The 15,708-nt window shown below is 45.3% G+C and carries 13 protein-coding genes and 1 tRNA gene; 7 read left to right on the top strand and 7 right to left on the bottom strand.

Annotation, left to right across the window (positions count from 1 at the left end; genetic code table 11):
• Window positions 1–88 precede the first annotated feature (88 nt).
• Entirely contained in the window at window positions 89–904 is an 816-nt protein-coding gene (gene tcdA / locus SSED_RS20900) for a tRNA cyclic N6-threonylcarbamoyladenosine(37) synthase TcdA (RefSeq protein ID WP_012144341.1), read from the top strand.
• A 271-nt stretch (window positions 905–1,175) separates the two neighbouring features.
• Complete coding sequence (pepT, locus tag SSED_RS20895) at window positions 1,176–2,405, top strand: peptidase T (protein WP_012144340.1); 1,230 nt, start codon at window positions 1,176–1,178, stop codon at window positions 2,403–2,405.
• A gap of 31 nt (window positions 2,406–2,436) precedes the next feature.
• Here the strand turns inward: pepT and SSED_RS20890 are convergent, their stop codons facing one another.
• Window positions 2,437–4,074, bottom strand: a complete 1,638-nt coding sequence (locus tag SSED_RS20890) for a sensor histidine kinase (RefSeq protein WP_012144339.1) — start codon at window positions 4,072–4,074, stop codon at window positions 2,437–2,439.
• Between the two features lie 239 nt (window positions 4,075–4,313).
• Here SSED_RS20890 and SSED_RS20885 point away from each other — a divergent pair, with 239 nt between their 5' ends.
• Entirely contained in the window at window positions 4,314–4,925 is a 612-nt protein-coding gene (locus tag SSED_RS20885; RefSeq protein ID WP_012144338.1) for a superinfection exclusion B family protein, read from the top strand.
• 163 nt (window positions 4,926–5,088) lie between these two features.
• Here SSED_RS20885 and SSED_RS24215 read toward each other — a convergent pair whose 3' ends face one another.
• A complete protein-coding gene (locus SSED_RS24215; RefSeq protein ID WP_012144337.1) occupies window positions 5,089–5,217 on the bottom strand; it encodes a DUF3149 domain-containing protein in 129 nt (42 codons plus the stop codon).
• Window positions 5,218–5,579: 362 nt separating this feature from the next.
• On the opposite strand from SSED_RS24215, the gene SSED_RS20880 reads away from it, so the two are divergent.
• Window positions 5,580–5,664: transfer RNA gene (locus tag SSED_RS20880), tRNA-Leu, on the top strand.
• Window positions 5,665–5,853: 189 nt separating this feature from the next.
• Here SSED_RS20880 and SSED_RS20875 read toward each other — a convergent pair.
• From SSED_RS20875 to SSED_RS20860, 4 genes are all read right to left on the bottom strand, one after another.
• On the bottom strand, window positions 5,854–6,636 hold the full coding sequence (locus SSED_RS20875) for a hypothetical protein (RefSeq protein WP_012144336.1): 783 nt from the start codon (window positions 6,634–6,636) through the stop codon (window positions 5,854–5,856).
• 56 nt (window positions 6,637–6,692) lie between these two features.
• A complete protein-coding gene (locus SSED_RS20870) occupies window positions 6,693–8,468 on the bottom strand; it encodes an aryl-sulfate sulfotransferase (RefSeq protein ID WP_012144335.1) in 1,776 nt (591 codons plus the stop codon).
• A 256-nt stretch (window positions 8,469–8,724) separates the two neighbouring features.
• Complete coding sequence (locus tag SSED_RS20865) at window positions 8,725–9,363, bottom strand: disulfide bond formation protein B (protein ID WP_012144334.1); 639 nt, start codon at window positions 9,361–9,363, stop codon at window positions 8,725–8,727.
• 8 nt (window positions 9,364–9,371) lie between these two features.
• Window positions 9,372–9,974, bottom strand: a complete 603-nt coding sequence (locus tag SSED_RS20860) for a thioredoxin domain-containing protein (RefSeq protein WP_012144333.1) — start codon at window positions 9,972–9,974, stop codon at window positions 9,372–9,374.
• Between the two features lie 261 nt (window positions 9,975–10,235).
• On the opposite strand from SSED_RS20860, the gene SSED_RS20855 reads away from it, so the two are divergent.
• A complete protein-coding gene (locus tag SSED_RS20855; RefSeq protein WP_012144332.1) occupies window positions 10,236–10,994 on the top strand; it encodes a TetR/AcrR family transcriptional regulator in 759 nt (252 codons plus the stop codon).
• 664 nt (window positions 10,995–11,658) lie between these two features.
• Here SSED_RS20855 and SSED_RS20850 read toward each other — a convergent pair.
• Window positions 11,659–12,411, bottom strand: coding sequence for a TetR/AcrR family transcriptional regulator (locus tag SSED_RS20850; RefSeq protein WP_012144331.1), 753 nt, complete (start codon window positions 12,409–12,411; stop codon window positions 11,659–11,661).
• A gap of 353 nt (window positions 12,412–12,764) precedes the next feature.
• On the opposite strand from SSED_RS20850, the gene SSED_RS20845 reads away from it, so the two are divergent.
• The gene (locus SSED_RS20845; protein WP_012144330.1) at window positions 12,765–13,322 is read left to right on the top strand and encodes a LuxR C-terminal-related transcriptional regulator; all 558 of its coding nucleotides are present in this window, start codon (window positions 12,765–12,767) and stop codon (window positions 13,320–13,322) included.
• A 24-nt stretch (window positions 13,323–13,346) separates the two neighbouring features.
• The gene (locus tag SSED_RS20840; protein WP_012144329.1) at window positions 13,347–15,311 is read left to right on the top strand and encodes a hypothetical protein; all 1,965 of its coding nucleotides are present in this window, start codon (window positions 13,347–13,349) and stop codon (window positions 15,309–15,311) included.
• Window positions 15,312–15,708 lie beyond the last annotated feature (397 nt).

Below are 15,708 nucleotides of genomic sequence, written 5' to 3'. Positions count from 1 at the left end.
CAATTTGAGCGCTGAAAGGTGCCCTTGTGATTTGGAAGTGTCAAAGTGGCAGATGTATAGATGACTATTAGCCTTGTTGGAGTTTGTGTTGGAAGAATTGGTGCTTTCTGAAGCATATATAAATCGATTTGCAGGTATTGGCCGTTTATATGGTCAAAAGGCATTAGCTCAATTTGCGCAATCACATGTTGCCGTTGTCGGAATCGGCGGTGTGGGAACCTGGGTCGCCGAATCGTTGGCAAGAAGTGGGGTCGGTGAGATCACCTTGATCGATCTCGATGATATCTGCGTGACCAATACCAACCGCCAAATTCATGCCCTGAAAGAGACGATCGGTGAGTCAAAGGTTGAGGTGATGGCTGAGCGTATCTTGCAGATCAACCCGGAGTGTAAGGTCAACCAGGTGGAGGACTTCATTACTGTGGAAAATCTGGGGGAGTACTTCATCGGCAAGAAGCAGGACGGCACGCTTGATTATGTGGTCGACTGTATCGATGCCGTAAAACCCAAGGCGGCACTCATTGCCTGGTGTAAGAGGCAGAAGCTTCCCATAGTGACAGTAGGTGGTGCGGGCGGTCAGATCGACCCTACGCAGGTTCAGGTAGCGGATTTAGCAAAAACATACCAAGACCCGCTATTGGCAAAAGTGCGAAACCTGCTTCGCCGGGAGCATAATTTTTCTAAGAATGTGCAACGACGGTTCAGTATTGAAGCCGTTTTCTCTACCGAGCAACTGGTTTATCCCCAAGCAGATGGCAGCGTATGCAATACCAAGGCGAATGCCGATGGCAGCATGCGTATGGACTGTGCATCCGGCTTTGGTGCGGTGACTGTGGTTACCGGTACATTCGGATTTGTTGCCGCGAGCCGGGTGCTGACTAAGCTGGCAAGAAAAGTGCTCTAAATAGTAAAAAGTACATAGTAAGCTGTGCGGTAGTAAAGGTTGCACTGGTAAAGAGTGAAGTAGTAAAAAATATTACTCCCGCTTGTAGATGCTGATTTGCGGGCCCTAATCCTTAGTACCAGAGTCAGGCGGTGTCAGTAAGATGACGTCGCCTGTTAACTCTGTCGTATCTTCGGACACACTTTAAATTAACCAAACTTTGATCAAAATCTAATGATTGCCCAAAATGACTTGATAGACTCTGGTCACTTTTACTTTTGGTAGTCTTCTTATGAGACAAGCACTGTTAGAACGTTTCCTGCGTTATATTAAGATTGATACTCAGTCTGATGGTAAAAATCTTGAGTCCCCTAGTACTCCATCGCAATTTGAATTTGCAAAGCTGCTAAAGCTGGAGCTCGAAGAGTTAGGATTCCATAGAGTTGAACTCTCCGATAAGGGCTACTTGTCTGCGAGTGTACCTAAAACCATCGAGGGTGTTCCCTGTATAGGATTTATCGCACATCTGGATACCGCTCCGGATTTCAGTGGCGCGAATGTGACTCCTCAGCTGATCAATGATTATGACGGCAGTGAGATCAAACTGGGCGAAGATGAAGTATTGAGTCCCGAGTTGTTTCCCCACATGCTTAAATACTTAGGTAAAACCTTAATCACTACCGATGGTACGAGCTTGTTAGGTGGCGATGATAAGGCGGGCATATCTGAAATAATTACGGCATTACATTACCTTCTGGAACACCCGGAGATCCCACACGGAGAGATACGCCTATGCTTCACTCCCGATGAGGAGATAGGACGAGGCGCGGATCATTTTGATGTTCCGGAATTCGGTGCACAGTGGGCCTATACCATAGATGGTGGCCAGCTAGGTGAGCTTGAATTTGAAAATTTCAATGCCGCAACGGCGGTGATCACTGCAAAAGGTAACAATTGCCACCCGGGAACGGCCTATGGTGTGATGGTGAATGCCCAAACTATGGCCGCTCGCTTCCATGCCAAGATGCCACTGCATGATACGCCAGAGGGCAGTAAAGACTATGATGGTTTTTTCCACCTAATCAATATGCAGGGGCAAACCGAAGAAGCCGAGCTTACCTATATAATTCGGGATTTCGATCTGGAACTATTTGAAAAAAGAAAGACTTGGTTAACGGAGCGCGTCAAGAGCTACAATGCCGATCTTGTTCTTGGTAGCTTAGAGATCGAGATAACCGATAGTTATTTTAATATGAAGGAACAGATCTTACCTTATCCACATATTATCGATATTGCTGAAAAAGCCATAACTAATCAGGGTGTTACTCCGTTGATTAAGCCTATTAGAGGCGGTACCGATGGTTCAAGGCTCTCCTATATGGGATTACCTTGCCCCAATATCTTTACCGGCGGACACAATTTCCATGGTAAACACGAATATATCTGCCTCGAGTCAATGGAGAAGGCCGTAGACGTGATCATCGATATCTGTAAGCTTACCGCCGAAGAGCAACAAGCCTAGGTTGATTGAGCATTTCAGCTGGCTGAGAATGTCAGCTGAAAGTTTCAGGTAGAAAGTCGGTGCCTGAATCATGATGCGGAACCGTTACAGGAAAAGAGATAAGGAAGCTAGCTCCACCCAAGTCACTCTCGGGTTCAAATTTGATATTCCCCTTTAATAAAGTGGCAGCATTAAATGCAGCAGATAAGCCCAGACCCGTCCCTCCCTGACTGCGGTTAGTGGTATAAAATGGCTCAAAAATATGTGTCGAAGCCTCTTTCGATATACCAGAACCATTATCTTGTATTGAAATATGGAGTTGATCTTCTTTCAATTGAGCCTTGATTAAAATGATGCCATTTTCCATTTGCTTGAAGGCGTGTGAGTAAGCATTTGACAGGATATTGGTGATGATCTGCTTTAATAGGCTTTGGTTGGCTGTTATGTCGAGATCCGGATCCAGGTCGAATTGAACATCCACATGTTGCTCACCGAATAGAATCTTCATGGCTTCATGATTCTCCACCAGACTCTGTTTTAAATTGAAGCTGCGTTTTTCTTCTAAACTTTGCTGTGCGGCAACGGTTTTAAACTTTTGAATAAGGGTGCTTGCACGCGTAATATTACTGACGATTAGCTCACAACTCTCTTGATACTCTTCCAGAATAGAATTGATCTCCTCCAGAGTCGCATTTTCACTGTGGATTAACTTGATTAACTCTTGGATGTGAATGAGTTGAGAGCTGGCTGCCGTCAAACAGATCCCAATGGGTGTGTTTATTTCATGTGCGACACCAGATACCAGACCACCTAAAGCGGCCATCTTCTCTTGTTCAACCAGCACTTCCTGGGCACGCTTAAGTACGAGTAAAGATTGCTCCAGCTCTTGGGTGCGCTCCTTCACTTGTCTCGCTAGTTCATCCTTGTAGCTGGTTTCTAACTCGAGTAAACGCTCTCTATCAGCCAGGGACTCCTGAAGTTCCTGTTTAGACTTTTTTAGCTCGGAAAAGGAGCGACGAATTTGATTTTGCATGTCATTAATTGCATGTGATACTTGCTGGAACTCATCCTCTTTCTTATGATTTTTATCAAAAGTAAGGGGAATTGCAGGGGCGTCGAGATCTATCTGTTGGCAATACTGACTTAAACTGTGCAGATGTCGCGTTACAAAATACCAGACTAAAAATAGTATGAAGCCAGCAACGATAAAGGTTTTTATCGCATTTGAAAGTAAGATAATAATGGCGCGGTCCAGTAGTTTGTCATAAACGGCTTTCAGATCTGCCTGGACTAATAGGGTACCTACGGGGATGCTGTCACTACCTGAGCTGTAAAATAGCTCAAAAGACTTCTCTATCGTATTTTCTGGTGTAGGTGTACCGGCAATCCATATCTGACCACTATCATCATTAATTGAGATGTAGGTAATATCAGGCAATTGAATCAGGCCATTGAGTTGAGTGTTGATTAAACGTTCGTCGATGACCCAGATACTGGCAGCCAGTACATCCAAATTAACTTTTTCTATACTGGTAAATTGACGAGATATTCTATCGACATCGCCCTTATAGTCATTGACGAGTTGAAAGCCTGTTGTCAGTAGAGTAATGATGGAGCTAAACAAGACTATCGACAAAGTCAGCTTTCGACCTATGGGGCTTTTAATTAACCGGCCTGTAAATGTCTGCATGAACCCTTTTCTGCGCCTCGAAGTAAGTAATTTTGCTCAATTATGGAGTCTGCAATCCATAAATTGTGCTGCCTTTTGTAGCTATAAGCATAGACCGCTTCCAGCGTTATTGATCAAGTTAGTGCGTTAAAAACAAAGATAAAAGCCGAAATATTGACAATAAAACAACTTCATTGATTTATGGCATTATTTTTGCTTTGTATCTTAGTAAGTACAGATTTTTGACACTAGGTCTTCATATGCAGAAATTAAAATTTCAATTCACTAAGCAATCGACCCCTAAACAGCTTATCTTCAGCTCGATGCTCTGGTTAGCTATCGTGAGCGCTGCGCTGCTATTTATACCTAAGGCACTGCTATCGGCATTGAATTTGGATGAGGCCATCACAGCTAACTCTCATTTTATAGGTTTAGGTCTGATTATCGGTGTTGCCTATCTCATGACACAAGTGCTTAACTATTTTCTGGATGAAGCGATTGGTTATTTAAAGAACAAACGTAACACAGAGATCATCGAGGAGAAAGTAAAGCTACTCGATCCAACGGAGAGAGCCCTCTTGAGAGAGTTTTTTCTCCAAGGCGAGACCGTTCTGACCTTGCCGCAAAATGAACCTGCTGTGAGCAGTTTACTTTCAACGAATATTATTGAACACCTTGGTAACCAGAAACACTATGCTATTCAAGGGCCAACGGCAGACTATAAGATCTCGATGAGAGCTAGAGTCTACCTAAATCGACAAGTCTTAAGGTTACCTGCGGGTGAACCAAGTCAAGAAGAGATGCAAAACCTAATAAAGGCAAGGCCACCTTTTGCTCACAATCTGGTAACTACCCGTAAGCATGCTGCTTGAATGTTGGCTAATCTGGGATTATCGCTCAGCGAAAAACTGTGAGAACATTAGAGATAAACAGATAAACAGATAAACAGATAAACAGATAAAAAGATGGGGGCTTCATTGCCCCCATTGCATTAGAAGCAGCAAAAATTAATGCTGCTTCATCGAAACCTTGTGTTTATTCTGGCTTAGACTTGTCAATAAACAACCAGATGAGATAGGACATGATGCCTATAGTGGTAAAGATGACTATCATCGACATTAATCCTATCGGATTACCAAACATTAAATCTAACCAGAAAGCCATGTGCGAAATCCTCTTTCAGAACATCAGTATTCATTACTCTCCCCTAAATTAGTCTTGTTTCGCTGTCAACAAGCTGATCTCGATCAATAAAGTTGGTATAAATTTGAACAAGTTGAAACTTGTCCAGGGGAAAAGCCCCTGTTATATGCTCTTTCGGAGCAGGCTTTTTCCTTCAATATTCAATCCAGGAACTGATAAAGGAACTGTTCATAAAATTGGATGTTTAATGAGTGATCTAGATAAAGGATGAAATTTGTCCGCTTAGCACTATTCCCCTTTTAAAAGGCTTGCCATTATCATCTGCAAAGGTATAATCGCCGTCACTTACTGAGGTCTTAGCTTCAGTTAGTCTATTTGATTAAGCCGGTGTGGTGGAATTGGTAGACACGACGGATTCAAAATCCGTTGCTTTCGAGCGTGACGGTTCAAGTCCGTCCTCCGGTACCAATCAAGTAAAAAGGCCTGCCATTGTGCAGGTTTTTTTATGTCTGAAATATAGTATGAACTTTCCGTTTCCCTTCGGTTTTAAAATCCTAAGTGCTCTCATCATTATTCATTGTATTTAGCTTGAACTGGTTATCCTCAACAGTTATTTTCCCACCTTTAAAAATTAACATTATAAGGTGGGAGACCTGGCTAGAAAGTGATTGAAGTCGTCAGTACCATCATATCTGCTTTACTCGTTTTGTATCCGTACCAGCTATCGAGTTGTCTAAGGGTCAGGCACGCTGAGATGGCGTTAGAAATTTTATAATTCACGGCTAAATCGAGACGATACCCAGAGTCATGCTGCTTGCCATCTAGGCTATCGGTATAGCCAACGGCATGCTTTTCATCACGATCAAATACGCCATTGTATAGGAGCTTGAGCCCCCAGTTATCCGATATTGGGTATTGCACTGATGCATTCAAAGCATAGCCGGAAAAGCCAGTGAATTTAGCGCCTGCATTATCGATACTGACATAGTTGACGCCTGCTCCGATATTGGCTTTGGCATCACCAAGCTTCATATCATAGGACAGGCCTAGCTTCATGTTGTTTTCATAACCATTGGTGTTAGTAAAAAAGAACTCATCAACCATGTAGTTAAGGCTGGGAACAAAGCCCGTTTTTATGTGTGCTACGCCGGCAAATTTAAAGGTACTCCAAGCTTCGCCGAGTGCTTCAGCTTGTGGATCTGATGACGACTGCTCTAAGTTTTCGAAGATACCCACAGTGGCTATTCTACCCCAATCTTTAGCACGTACGTTTGCCACTGTGATCAGAGTTCTATCAAATTGGTTTTTGTTTTCGTCTAACGTATCACTTGCATGAGCAATATAGCCGGCAGTCACCGTAGTAAAGTCTTTTGCTATTGCGTTAACACTACAGCTGCAGCCGATTACGATGGGTAGAGCAATTTTTAAAATGTTATTCATTGAGATTAACCCTATAAAAAAGGGGCCCGAAAGCCCCTTACTACATTTATTAGTTATTATTTACCGAACTGGCTTGTTAGGTTTACTAGGCTTGCGCGGTAATGAGGCGTGTTAGGCTTATCAGATAAGACGTCAATCTCGACTTTAACCTTGCCATCAGTGCGACCAATCTCGTTGATCTTACCGATCGTGCGCTCGCCTGGATTGTAAAGGTGGATTGCAGCACTAAAGCCGAACATGGTGTCTTTATCTTCCATGTACTCTACGTTTGATGTAATGGCGCTATACCAATCGTAGCCACGCTCCTTACCGTATTCCCAGACCTGCTCGATGGTCATGTCTTCTTCGTCAATCTTGTACTCAACGAAACGGCTATACTTCATGCTGCCTAGCGCTGGCTGCTCGTGACCACGACCATCACCGTTGTCGAATACTGTCAGGTTGCCGTTCTTATTGTTCAACCAAGCAGTATGCTGTGTGTAGGTGAAGTCGAAGTCACCCTCACAAACACCTTTCTCAGTACACTTGATCTTATTGCCGTTAGAATCGATAGGAGTAAGGACTTTCTTAGCAAGCTCTTTGTTCCAGCCTTCGCGTGGCGCCTGAATCCAGACAACCTCTTTATTGCGGTTAATCTTCGCTACGCCTTGGTGGCGTAGTGAAACGATAATGCCGTCACCCTTTGGATCGTATTCGATAGAGTTGATGTGAGCCCAGTTACGACCAGCGCCGACACCTGGAATATCGCCGTAAGGAGCGTCTACTTCCATCTTCGCTGTCTGGCCCAAGTGGTCCATATCAACGTTCAGACAAACAGCACCCATATCCAATGCTTCAAGAAGTGCATCACGGTATGGATCAAGGATTGTTGCAACGTTCCAAACGTCAACGAGGTTGCCGTCTTTATCAAGTTCTAATACATGATCACGTATTGTATGAACCGTATCTCCACGATCGTTAACGTAGTTAGCCTTTGCTGCACGAACTAGCGTATGACCATTAGGCATAACATTGTGCTCGTGTGATGCATCGACATAGCCACGAGGCAAACGCTGTGAGTCAATCTGACCTAACAGGTTAAATGTACCGTAATGCTGGCCCTGCACGAACGTGTAACTACCTTCTCCGGTATCCTGGAAGCCCATTAAGTAACCGCGCTTCTCAATGTCCAGGCTTGTCGCGTCATAAGTGGCGTCTTGGTTTAACCACCAACGGACTTCACCTTCAGTGTCGACAACATAGGTCATCGGTGGGTTTTCAAATGGAAGTGCGCCCATTGCTGGAGAGCCTTCAAAGATACCGGCGTCTTTGCTCTTCTGACCAGACCAATGAAGATCAGAGCCTTGCTGGTTGTACGTGTGAGAGTTCACTAGGTATAAGCGGTCTCCAAAGCCCTTGGCAACTTTCTTAACCTGAACTTCGGGAAGTGCCGTTACGTTGCGGTTATCGATATAGTTGTTAACGATAGCGCCAGTAAGGGCTTTATATGTCTCTGATACTTTTTTGCCTTCTAGCTTGTATGTAAGCTTTATAACATTGTTGTGGTTAGCATACAGACCGAATACTGGGATACCGTCATGTGTGTTAATGGTCCTCTGTCCAACTGGGTATTTGATATCAACACCGTTGCGACCCTTGCCTTTAACTGTAACTACAACGTCAGTTGGTTGCTTACTGCGTAAATCGATAAGTGCAGTAAGTGGAGAGTTTCCGTATGGGTTCACAAGAACCGCACCAAGCTGACCTGCGGCCGGTGCAGGCTTAAATCCTGCGGCAGATGCGCCCAATGAAATAGTGGCTATTGCTGTTGCTATAATTGTTCTTTTAAGCATTTTTCATCATCTTTTCTAATTATTTGTATGGTACCTAAACACCCGAAGGTGTTTTGATTGGAACCTGTGACACGGCAGTCCGCAGCGTCTTCTATATCGATGTATTCAGTAGGTGGATAGTCACAATTCTGCAGGTTATTCGGTCACCTTTGTTGTGAACAACTGATGCAGACAATGCGTCAACTACTAATTGCAGGTTCGTTAGCACCCAGCCATTTAGGCTGAGAATGCAAGAACTCCATAAGTCTTCTCATCATTAGCTTTCTCTTAAGGTCTTAGTGAAAAAAGACCCTCCTCTTAAGCTCTTAGTGATAAAAGCTACGGTTAAAGGTAAGGCGCAGGCTATGAAGACTGTGTATGAGATGATGCAGTACTGAGCCATGTTGAGGCCGAACAGCGCCCAGTCGTCTTCACCACATATACCTGATGGAGCGAACTCGAACGGTAGCCATTCATGAAGCGGCAAACCAAGTGGGAAGGTGGGTTCTAATGAGCAGGCATTAGCGCCTTGGCCAGACTGAAACAGGTCAAGTCCAGAGTCTGAGGCGTGTGAGGCTACGTGCTGACCAGATAATATGATTGACTTATCCATGCCGTAGACAATCCCATACCAGGCTAGCGCAAGGCCTATTACCTTAATCACCTTGTTCTTAGGATTTACAATCATCATTACACCGGCTATCAGGATGCAGAACTGGCTAAAGCGGATATAGACACAGTTTTCACAAGGATCCATCTCTAGGAAGACCTGGAAGAACCCCATTGCTGAACCGAGCAAGAATACACATGCACCAGCCATTACAACCCAGACTGCACGGCCTTCTTGTGTGGCTTCTAATGTGAGTAGTGGGTAAGCTTTTAAGTCTGCGAACCACTGTTTTAATTTATTAATCATGCTCACTCCTAAAGGTATTTCTTAATGGTTTCATCAAGGTTTGATAATGAAGTGATTGTGCTGGTATCAATCATTTTGTTACCGCTAATAACAATGGCCGGTATGCCCTTTTTCTTGGCAATAGTTAGAGCGATAGTGCGGTCATAGGCTAGCTTGTCTTGTGCCTCAGATGAGTTGAGAGCGTTCTTGAATTCCGTCTGAGACATTCCGGCAGCTTTAAGCCCGATAGCGGCTAGGTCCCCTTTGACTGCAGTTGAACCCTTAACGTTCTTTAGCTTCTGGTCATGCACTGCGGAGTACATGGCCAGCTTGGCTTGCTTGTACTTCTTGTGGCTGATGGTTTGGGCGGCGGCTAAGACTTCACAAGCCTCGATGCCAAGCTGACCTTTGTTCTCTAAGCAAATAGCTTGGAACTTGGTACCTGCGGGAAGATTTTTGATTAGGTTTGGCGTAACTGCTTTCTCGTACTTGTAGCAGAACGGGCAGTAAACGGAGTAGATTTTTTGGACTGTGTTGTCCAGAGCAGGGGTGTCGATCTTTATTACTTCTGCGGCTGATGCGGTAAACGTCATAAATAAAGCTGCAGTGAGTGTGGTTAGTGAAGTTTTCATATTTTCCTCAAATATTGATTAACAGGAGAGTGAGTTCCTGATAACAATCATATTTTTTATTGAGGATCTTTTTTGTGATGGAATTTACTGCAGGAGGGAAAACTTTACACTGCAATAAAGTGACAACAGTCACCCCTGGAAAAGCCTTACATCTCAATTGCTAACACGGTCTCGAGGCCTGTCACAGTTCCGCCTTCTTCCCTTGATAAATACTGAGCAATCGTTCATTTATTAAATAAGGATTTGATTGGGGGGAGCGAAATGCATAACCATTTAAAAACAAAATCAGTAACAAGAGACAATATTTTGGCTGAAGCTAAAGTGCTAATCATAGAGGAAGGGGTGTGTTCATTTCGATTGTCTCAGATACCACAAAGAGCTAAGTGCTCCCCCAAAACATTTTATAGCCATTTCAGGTCCCGGGAGGACATTGTTGCGGCTCTTTTTGTTGAGCATGTGAATGATATCCTAGTCAAAACAGACATGATAATGGATATGGACGTTCTGAGTAATAAAGAGAAAATAGTCTATACACTTATGTACGATATCGTTAAGTGCTGGTCTGCTAAAGAGGGGGATGTGTGCATAAACTTCTTGGGTGTAAGTCCTCACGTATATGGAGTAGCGAGTCCTGAATATGAAGGGAATATTAATGTGGTATTCATTGAGTTAAAAGCAAGGGTTCAAGAGCTTTGGAGAAGGGCAATTAAAAGCAGGGAACTCTTATCTAGCAAGAGGGAAATAATTGATTGTATTTTTTCTATGAGAACCATAGAGCGAGGGAGTATTGTCATCGGTCAGAATAAATTTTTACGCCAGCACGGCCACGATAATAGGATTGAAACAGTATTCAACTTACTGTGCTTGGCCGCCAACACACTTAGCTGGACGAGTAAGCAGCCAATGTCATTCAATAAAATGCTTAAAACGGTCACTCCTCTAGTTGATACCGCCGCCGGAACAACTTTTAAACACTGCAGATTAAATTATGAAACACTTAATGAGCCAATAGAGCTTTGATTTGATATCTCCCGATTAAGCCATTGCAATTACTTCATTTAGGTCTAAGAGGCCTTGGCGTACCATTTTCCGTACAGCACGAAGCGGCAGTACCAGTATTTACTGTTGTTCTGGAGATAGACATAGAGTTTGTCTGAGATGTTGTGACGTTCGATTTATTTGCTTGTTTTTTCATCGCGATCAGAAATTCTTGTTCTTGCAAAGAATTTGCAAAGGTGCTTTTTGTTGTTTTTATTTATTGATATTACTGAGTATTTTAAGAGGTGGTCTTTTCAAAATCCGTTGCTTTCGAGCGTGACGGTTCAAGTCCGTCCTCCGGTACCAATCCCTTTTATTAGGGAAAGGAAGAACCTGCTTTTTAGCAGGTTTTTTTATGCCTGAAATTCAGTAAACCTACGAAATAACCCCTCTATTTTCTTGCCGTTACGTATCGTTATCTTTGCATGATTTTTGGTAACTGCAGAGATCATTTATCTTGGTCTTCATGCTGGGTCACAGGGTAAATGGTACCCTGCGAGTAGCTAGTTTTAGGTAGGGTTAACAATCGTGAGGTGGTTACCACATGGTTCGCCAAGCTATTGCAAAACCTTGAGACTGACTCGATTCATTAACTAGGTCATAAAGCGGATGACCTATGGATACAGGGATAGCAACGACTTTCATCTTAAAAATCCGAGCTACATTTCCCGGATATTCGATATGAAGCCTTTTTTTTCAACGACATCGAGAGCATTTGGCTCTGATCCATAGCTGTTTTCCATGCCAGATCCATTTTTTTCGGATCTAACAGCGGGCCGTCAATGTTCCAGTCAAGCTGACGAAGAATCAACTCCCCGAGTTGACAAAGCTTCTCTGTCGGCACTAAATTGGGACGAAACATAATATTGGTGCGCATCACGCGTAACACCCGAGTACCGCGACAGAGAATCGACAGATCGGCGATCACCTCCATTACCTGGGCTTTGCCATTGGAAAATGCCTGCTCATCGATCAGGCCGTCAACCAAATCAACCACCTGCTGGCGATACTGCAGGAAATAGGCTTGGAGCTCCGCCACTGTCTTGGGAGTAGCTCTACTAACCAAGTCACAGTTGTTAAGCAGGAAGTTGGTGCCCATGTTGTCGCTGTCCATGTCAACAAAGTCTATACAGTAGGGGGCAAAGCCAATCTGAAACAATATCTGCTCGGCGCTATTCAGCCCCAACGTCTTTACCTGGTTCAAACCCAATCCGTGCCTTCGAATGTTTTCGGCGGCTCCCAGCAGCAACAGATCGTCCTTATTGCGGACTTCCCGGTACAAGCTGCCCACCGACAGTCCGGTGACCTTGCTTAGATCACGCATTGAAAACTCGAATAGCCCCTTTTCGATGATCAACTCTCGCGCCGCTTTCAACACCTGCTGTCGATACTTACCCATCCTCTCCTCCTATGGCTTAAGGTACTACGTAATGCAGTGATTGCCTTACTTGCACACCTTGCACATCTTGCGATTAAGTGTGCACTATAAATTTACCGTACAGAGAAAAGCAAATACCAGCCTGGACGGGTGTTCCACAATCTGCTCGCCGCTCATTATTTGTGGTGACCTTTGTCACAAAGAATACCCCCTTCCTCTCGTATAAGGACGAATTGTTCACAATTTTTTTCACTTATGAACAGACTTGGAACAAACCCAACGGCCATCACTCCTCGATTTCCCGGTAATCAATTATAATTTTTCCACACTTTTTAATTACTTTCTGATTACATTATTAATGGGGGGGACGGCTCATGCTGCCAAGCGGTTGGATCTTTTATCAGTCAAAGCATTGCGGCCTGTCGCAGCATATCTCGTGCGAAATGAGCCCTTGGGATCTCAAGTTTGATTCCCGGTTTGAATACAGCAACATCTACGTGTCGGCTCCGGCTTTGCGACAAAGCGCATGCATTATTGTGGCTTCTGAAAAAAGCGCAGCCTTTCACTTCGGTCTGACAAATGACAAGCAGATACAGGGTCAGAGAGTTTACAGCGCCCAGGTTAGTCAAGGGTATCTGATCCTGATCTTTAACCAAATTCACTGCCCAAAAATCGACGAAGTTAAGCATTATTTTCATGACATGGTTCTGCCATTTATTCTGCAGCAGGGACAGACGGAAGAGCTCAACGACCGCACCAAAACCATTGTAAAACTGACCGCATTGGGTTTCACCACCAAAGAGATAGCCAATGCCCTCTTTCTGTCTAGTCGAGGTGTCGACTACCACCTCGATATAGCGAAAAAAACCTTGGGTGCCAGCAATAGATCCGCACTGGTCTTCCTGGCCATGCAGCAAGGCTGGCTTGCCTGAGTTCCTACTAACTAAAATCGAGTAATGATGATGAAAAAACTAATCGCCTTAGCGGTATTATCCGCTATTGGCTTGGCCGGTTGCGGCTCCGATTCGGACAGCTCTACTCCGCCGTCGACGCCAGAGCAACCTACTCCGGCTCCCATTTATGACAACCTGGATGTGCATGTAGAGCCAAATAGGCAATTTGACGGCCTGGTTCGGGTCTATCTGGGGCGCTGGTATCCCTGCACCGACGATCATCCGGAGATGTGCGCCGATGAAATGCCGACGGATTATGAACTGCCGACTACAGGTAGCCAGACCGGCACCTATGGTAAGCCCAAGGACGTAAACGATCGTAATAAAAACAAGTACTACAACGCCAGTACCAGCGACGATGGCAAGTACTACATGGAGGTCCACTCCGATGACATAAAAGCCTACCTTGGTACTTCCTCTATCCGTGAAGACATCTTCGTTCCCGGCCAATACTCCATCCTGGACGTGATGCTGTATGTGTCATCTATCCGTGGTGATTTGGAAGTCACACTAGGGGAGTTCAACACCGATCTCAACACCTACGACTTCACCGTCTCCTTCGACGCCAACGGCGACGGTGACTTCGATGACGTCGCCGCAGGGGACTACCAGGACAGCGAGAACTGGTACGCATCCTATACTTATGATCAGGGTGACAACCTTAAAATTGCCAACCCAATTCTCGATACCCTTTACGAGCGCCTGGATGAATTTTGGGTGCAGCCGGAGATGAACATCCGCTTCCAGCCGGTCTCCCAAGCGATGAGAGATCGTGTTAAGCAGATGCAGCGGGCCGAGGCTGATCGCTTGAAAGCCAACGGTGGCAAGGTGATCCTGCCGAGTCTGAGCCTGTCCTATCTTGACGGCCGGCGTGCCCCTCAATTCCCGGCCAGTAACTTCGAGGTCAAGGCCTACAACCTGCGCCCCGACGTGTACCAGCCTGGGGTGATCACCTTGATGGATGCGTTGATGACCGCTCACCATGAGTATGGCGTCGACATTCACTTTGGCTACTGGCCCACCCTCTCCACCGGCGCGACGATTGACGCCTACATCATTACCCAGGTCGAAGGACTGCGCAACGGAAGCGAAGGGTTCAGCGGCTGGGGCTGGGTTGCCGGTGAAGGCCAGTCCGCGGTGGATTTCTTCAACGGCCCGGCGTGGCCCAAGGCCGGTGAACTGGTCAATGGCACCGCTCCCTACGATAGCAAGACCATCTGCCACTTCCTGCGCGATGAGAGTGGCAAGCTGGATGAGACCACAGCCCAGGAGTGCATCGACCAGTGGTATTCGGGATATGGTGGCATTAGCCTCCATCGCACCGCCGATATCTCGGTGATGGTGAACCCTAAGGAGTTCGTCCAAATGTATTGGATTAGCTCGGACTATGGATCCAAGTATGAGATGACCGAGCACAATGCTTTTGATAATGGTCTGTACCCTATATACGATATTGCCGAGGCGGCAGCCCCTCTTGAAAGCACTCACTTTGGTTGGGGGGTTGCTGACTGTGGCCTATGTCATGGCTTGACTAATACCCATCTCGAAGGCGGGGACTCGCCGGTTCTGCCTGACAGCACCGAGCCTTACTTTTGTGCCTCTTGTCACGGCGGCAACGGTGCTCCTGCCGGTCACGGCGCTGTGGCGCGCTGCCACTTCTGTCACTCCAAGGACAAGCTGATGCTCAATCACGGCGATGCTTCAAAGAATTTCCCCTTCGATAAAGTGCAGTGTTTTGGTGTCACTCAAAGGGCTAACGAGCTTAACGGTGAAATGGGCCCCTGCGCCGATGTCGTGAAGTCGAAGGATCCTACAACCAAGGATATGCTGGACCTCTACCGCCACAACGGTACTACTTATGGACAACAGGCTGCAAGCAAACAGTTGACCCGTGGCAACAGCGACTGGCACACCAGCGAAACCTTCCCGGACCCCTACTCTTGCATTACTTGTCACGTGAGCAAGTAGTGTTTGAATTAGAATAGGGTCATCATAAGCGGCGCTCATTTTGAGCGCCGCTTCTTTGACAACTGTCCGGAGGTCCACATTATGATGTTTAATTTAGATGTATGAAGGCCGACACCATCCATCTGTAACTCTCCGTTAAAATAGCCTCATTCAGATCTGTTTTCTTTGTGGCTTTGGCGTGTCATTTACCATACAGCACGAAGCGGCAGTACCAGTATTTACTGTTACTCTGGAGATAGACATAGAGTTTGTTTGAGATATTGTGACGTTCTATTTATTTGCTTATTATTCCATTACAATGAGAAATGCTTGTTCTTGCAAAGAATTTGCAAAGGTCTTTTTGTGCGATTTTAACTATTGATATTGCTTAGTATTTTTAGGCGCTCTCTTTTCAAAA

Origin of the sequence: Shewanella sediminis HAW-EB3 (assembly GCF_000018025.1) — a bacterium.
GTDB lineage: Bacteria > Pseudomonadota > Gammaproteobacteria > Enterobacterales > Shewanellaceae > Shewanella > Shewanella sediminis.
This window is presented reverse-complemented; position numbering and strand designations above follow the sequence as displayed.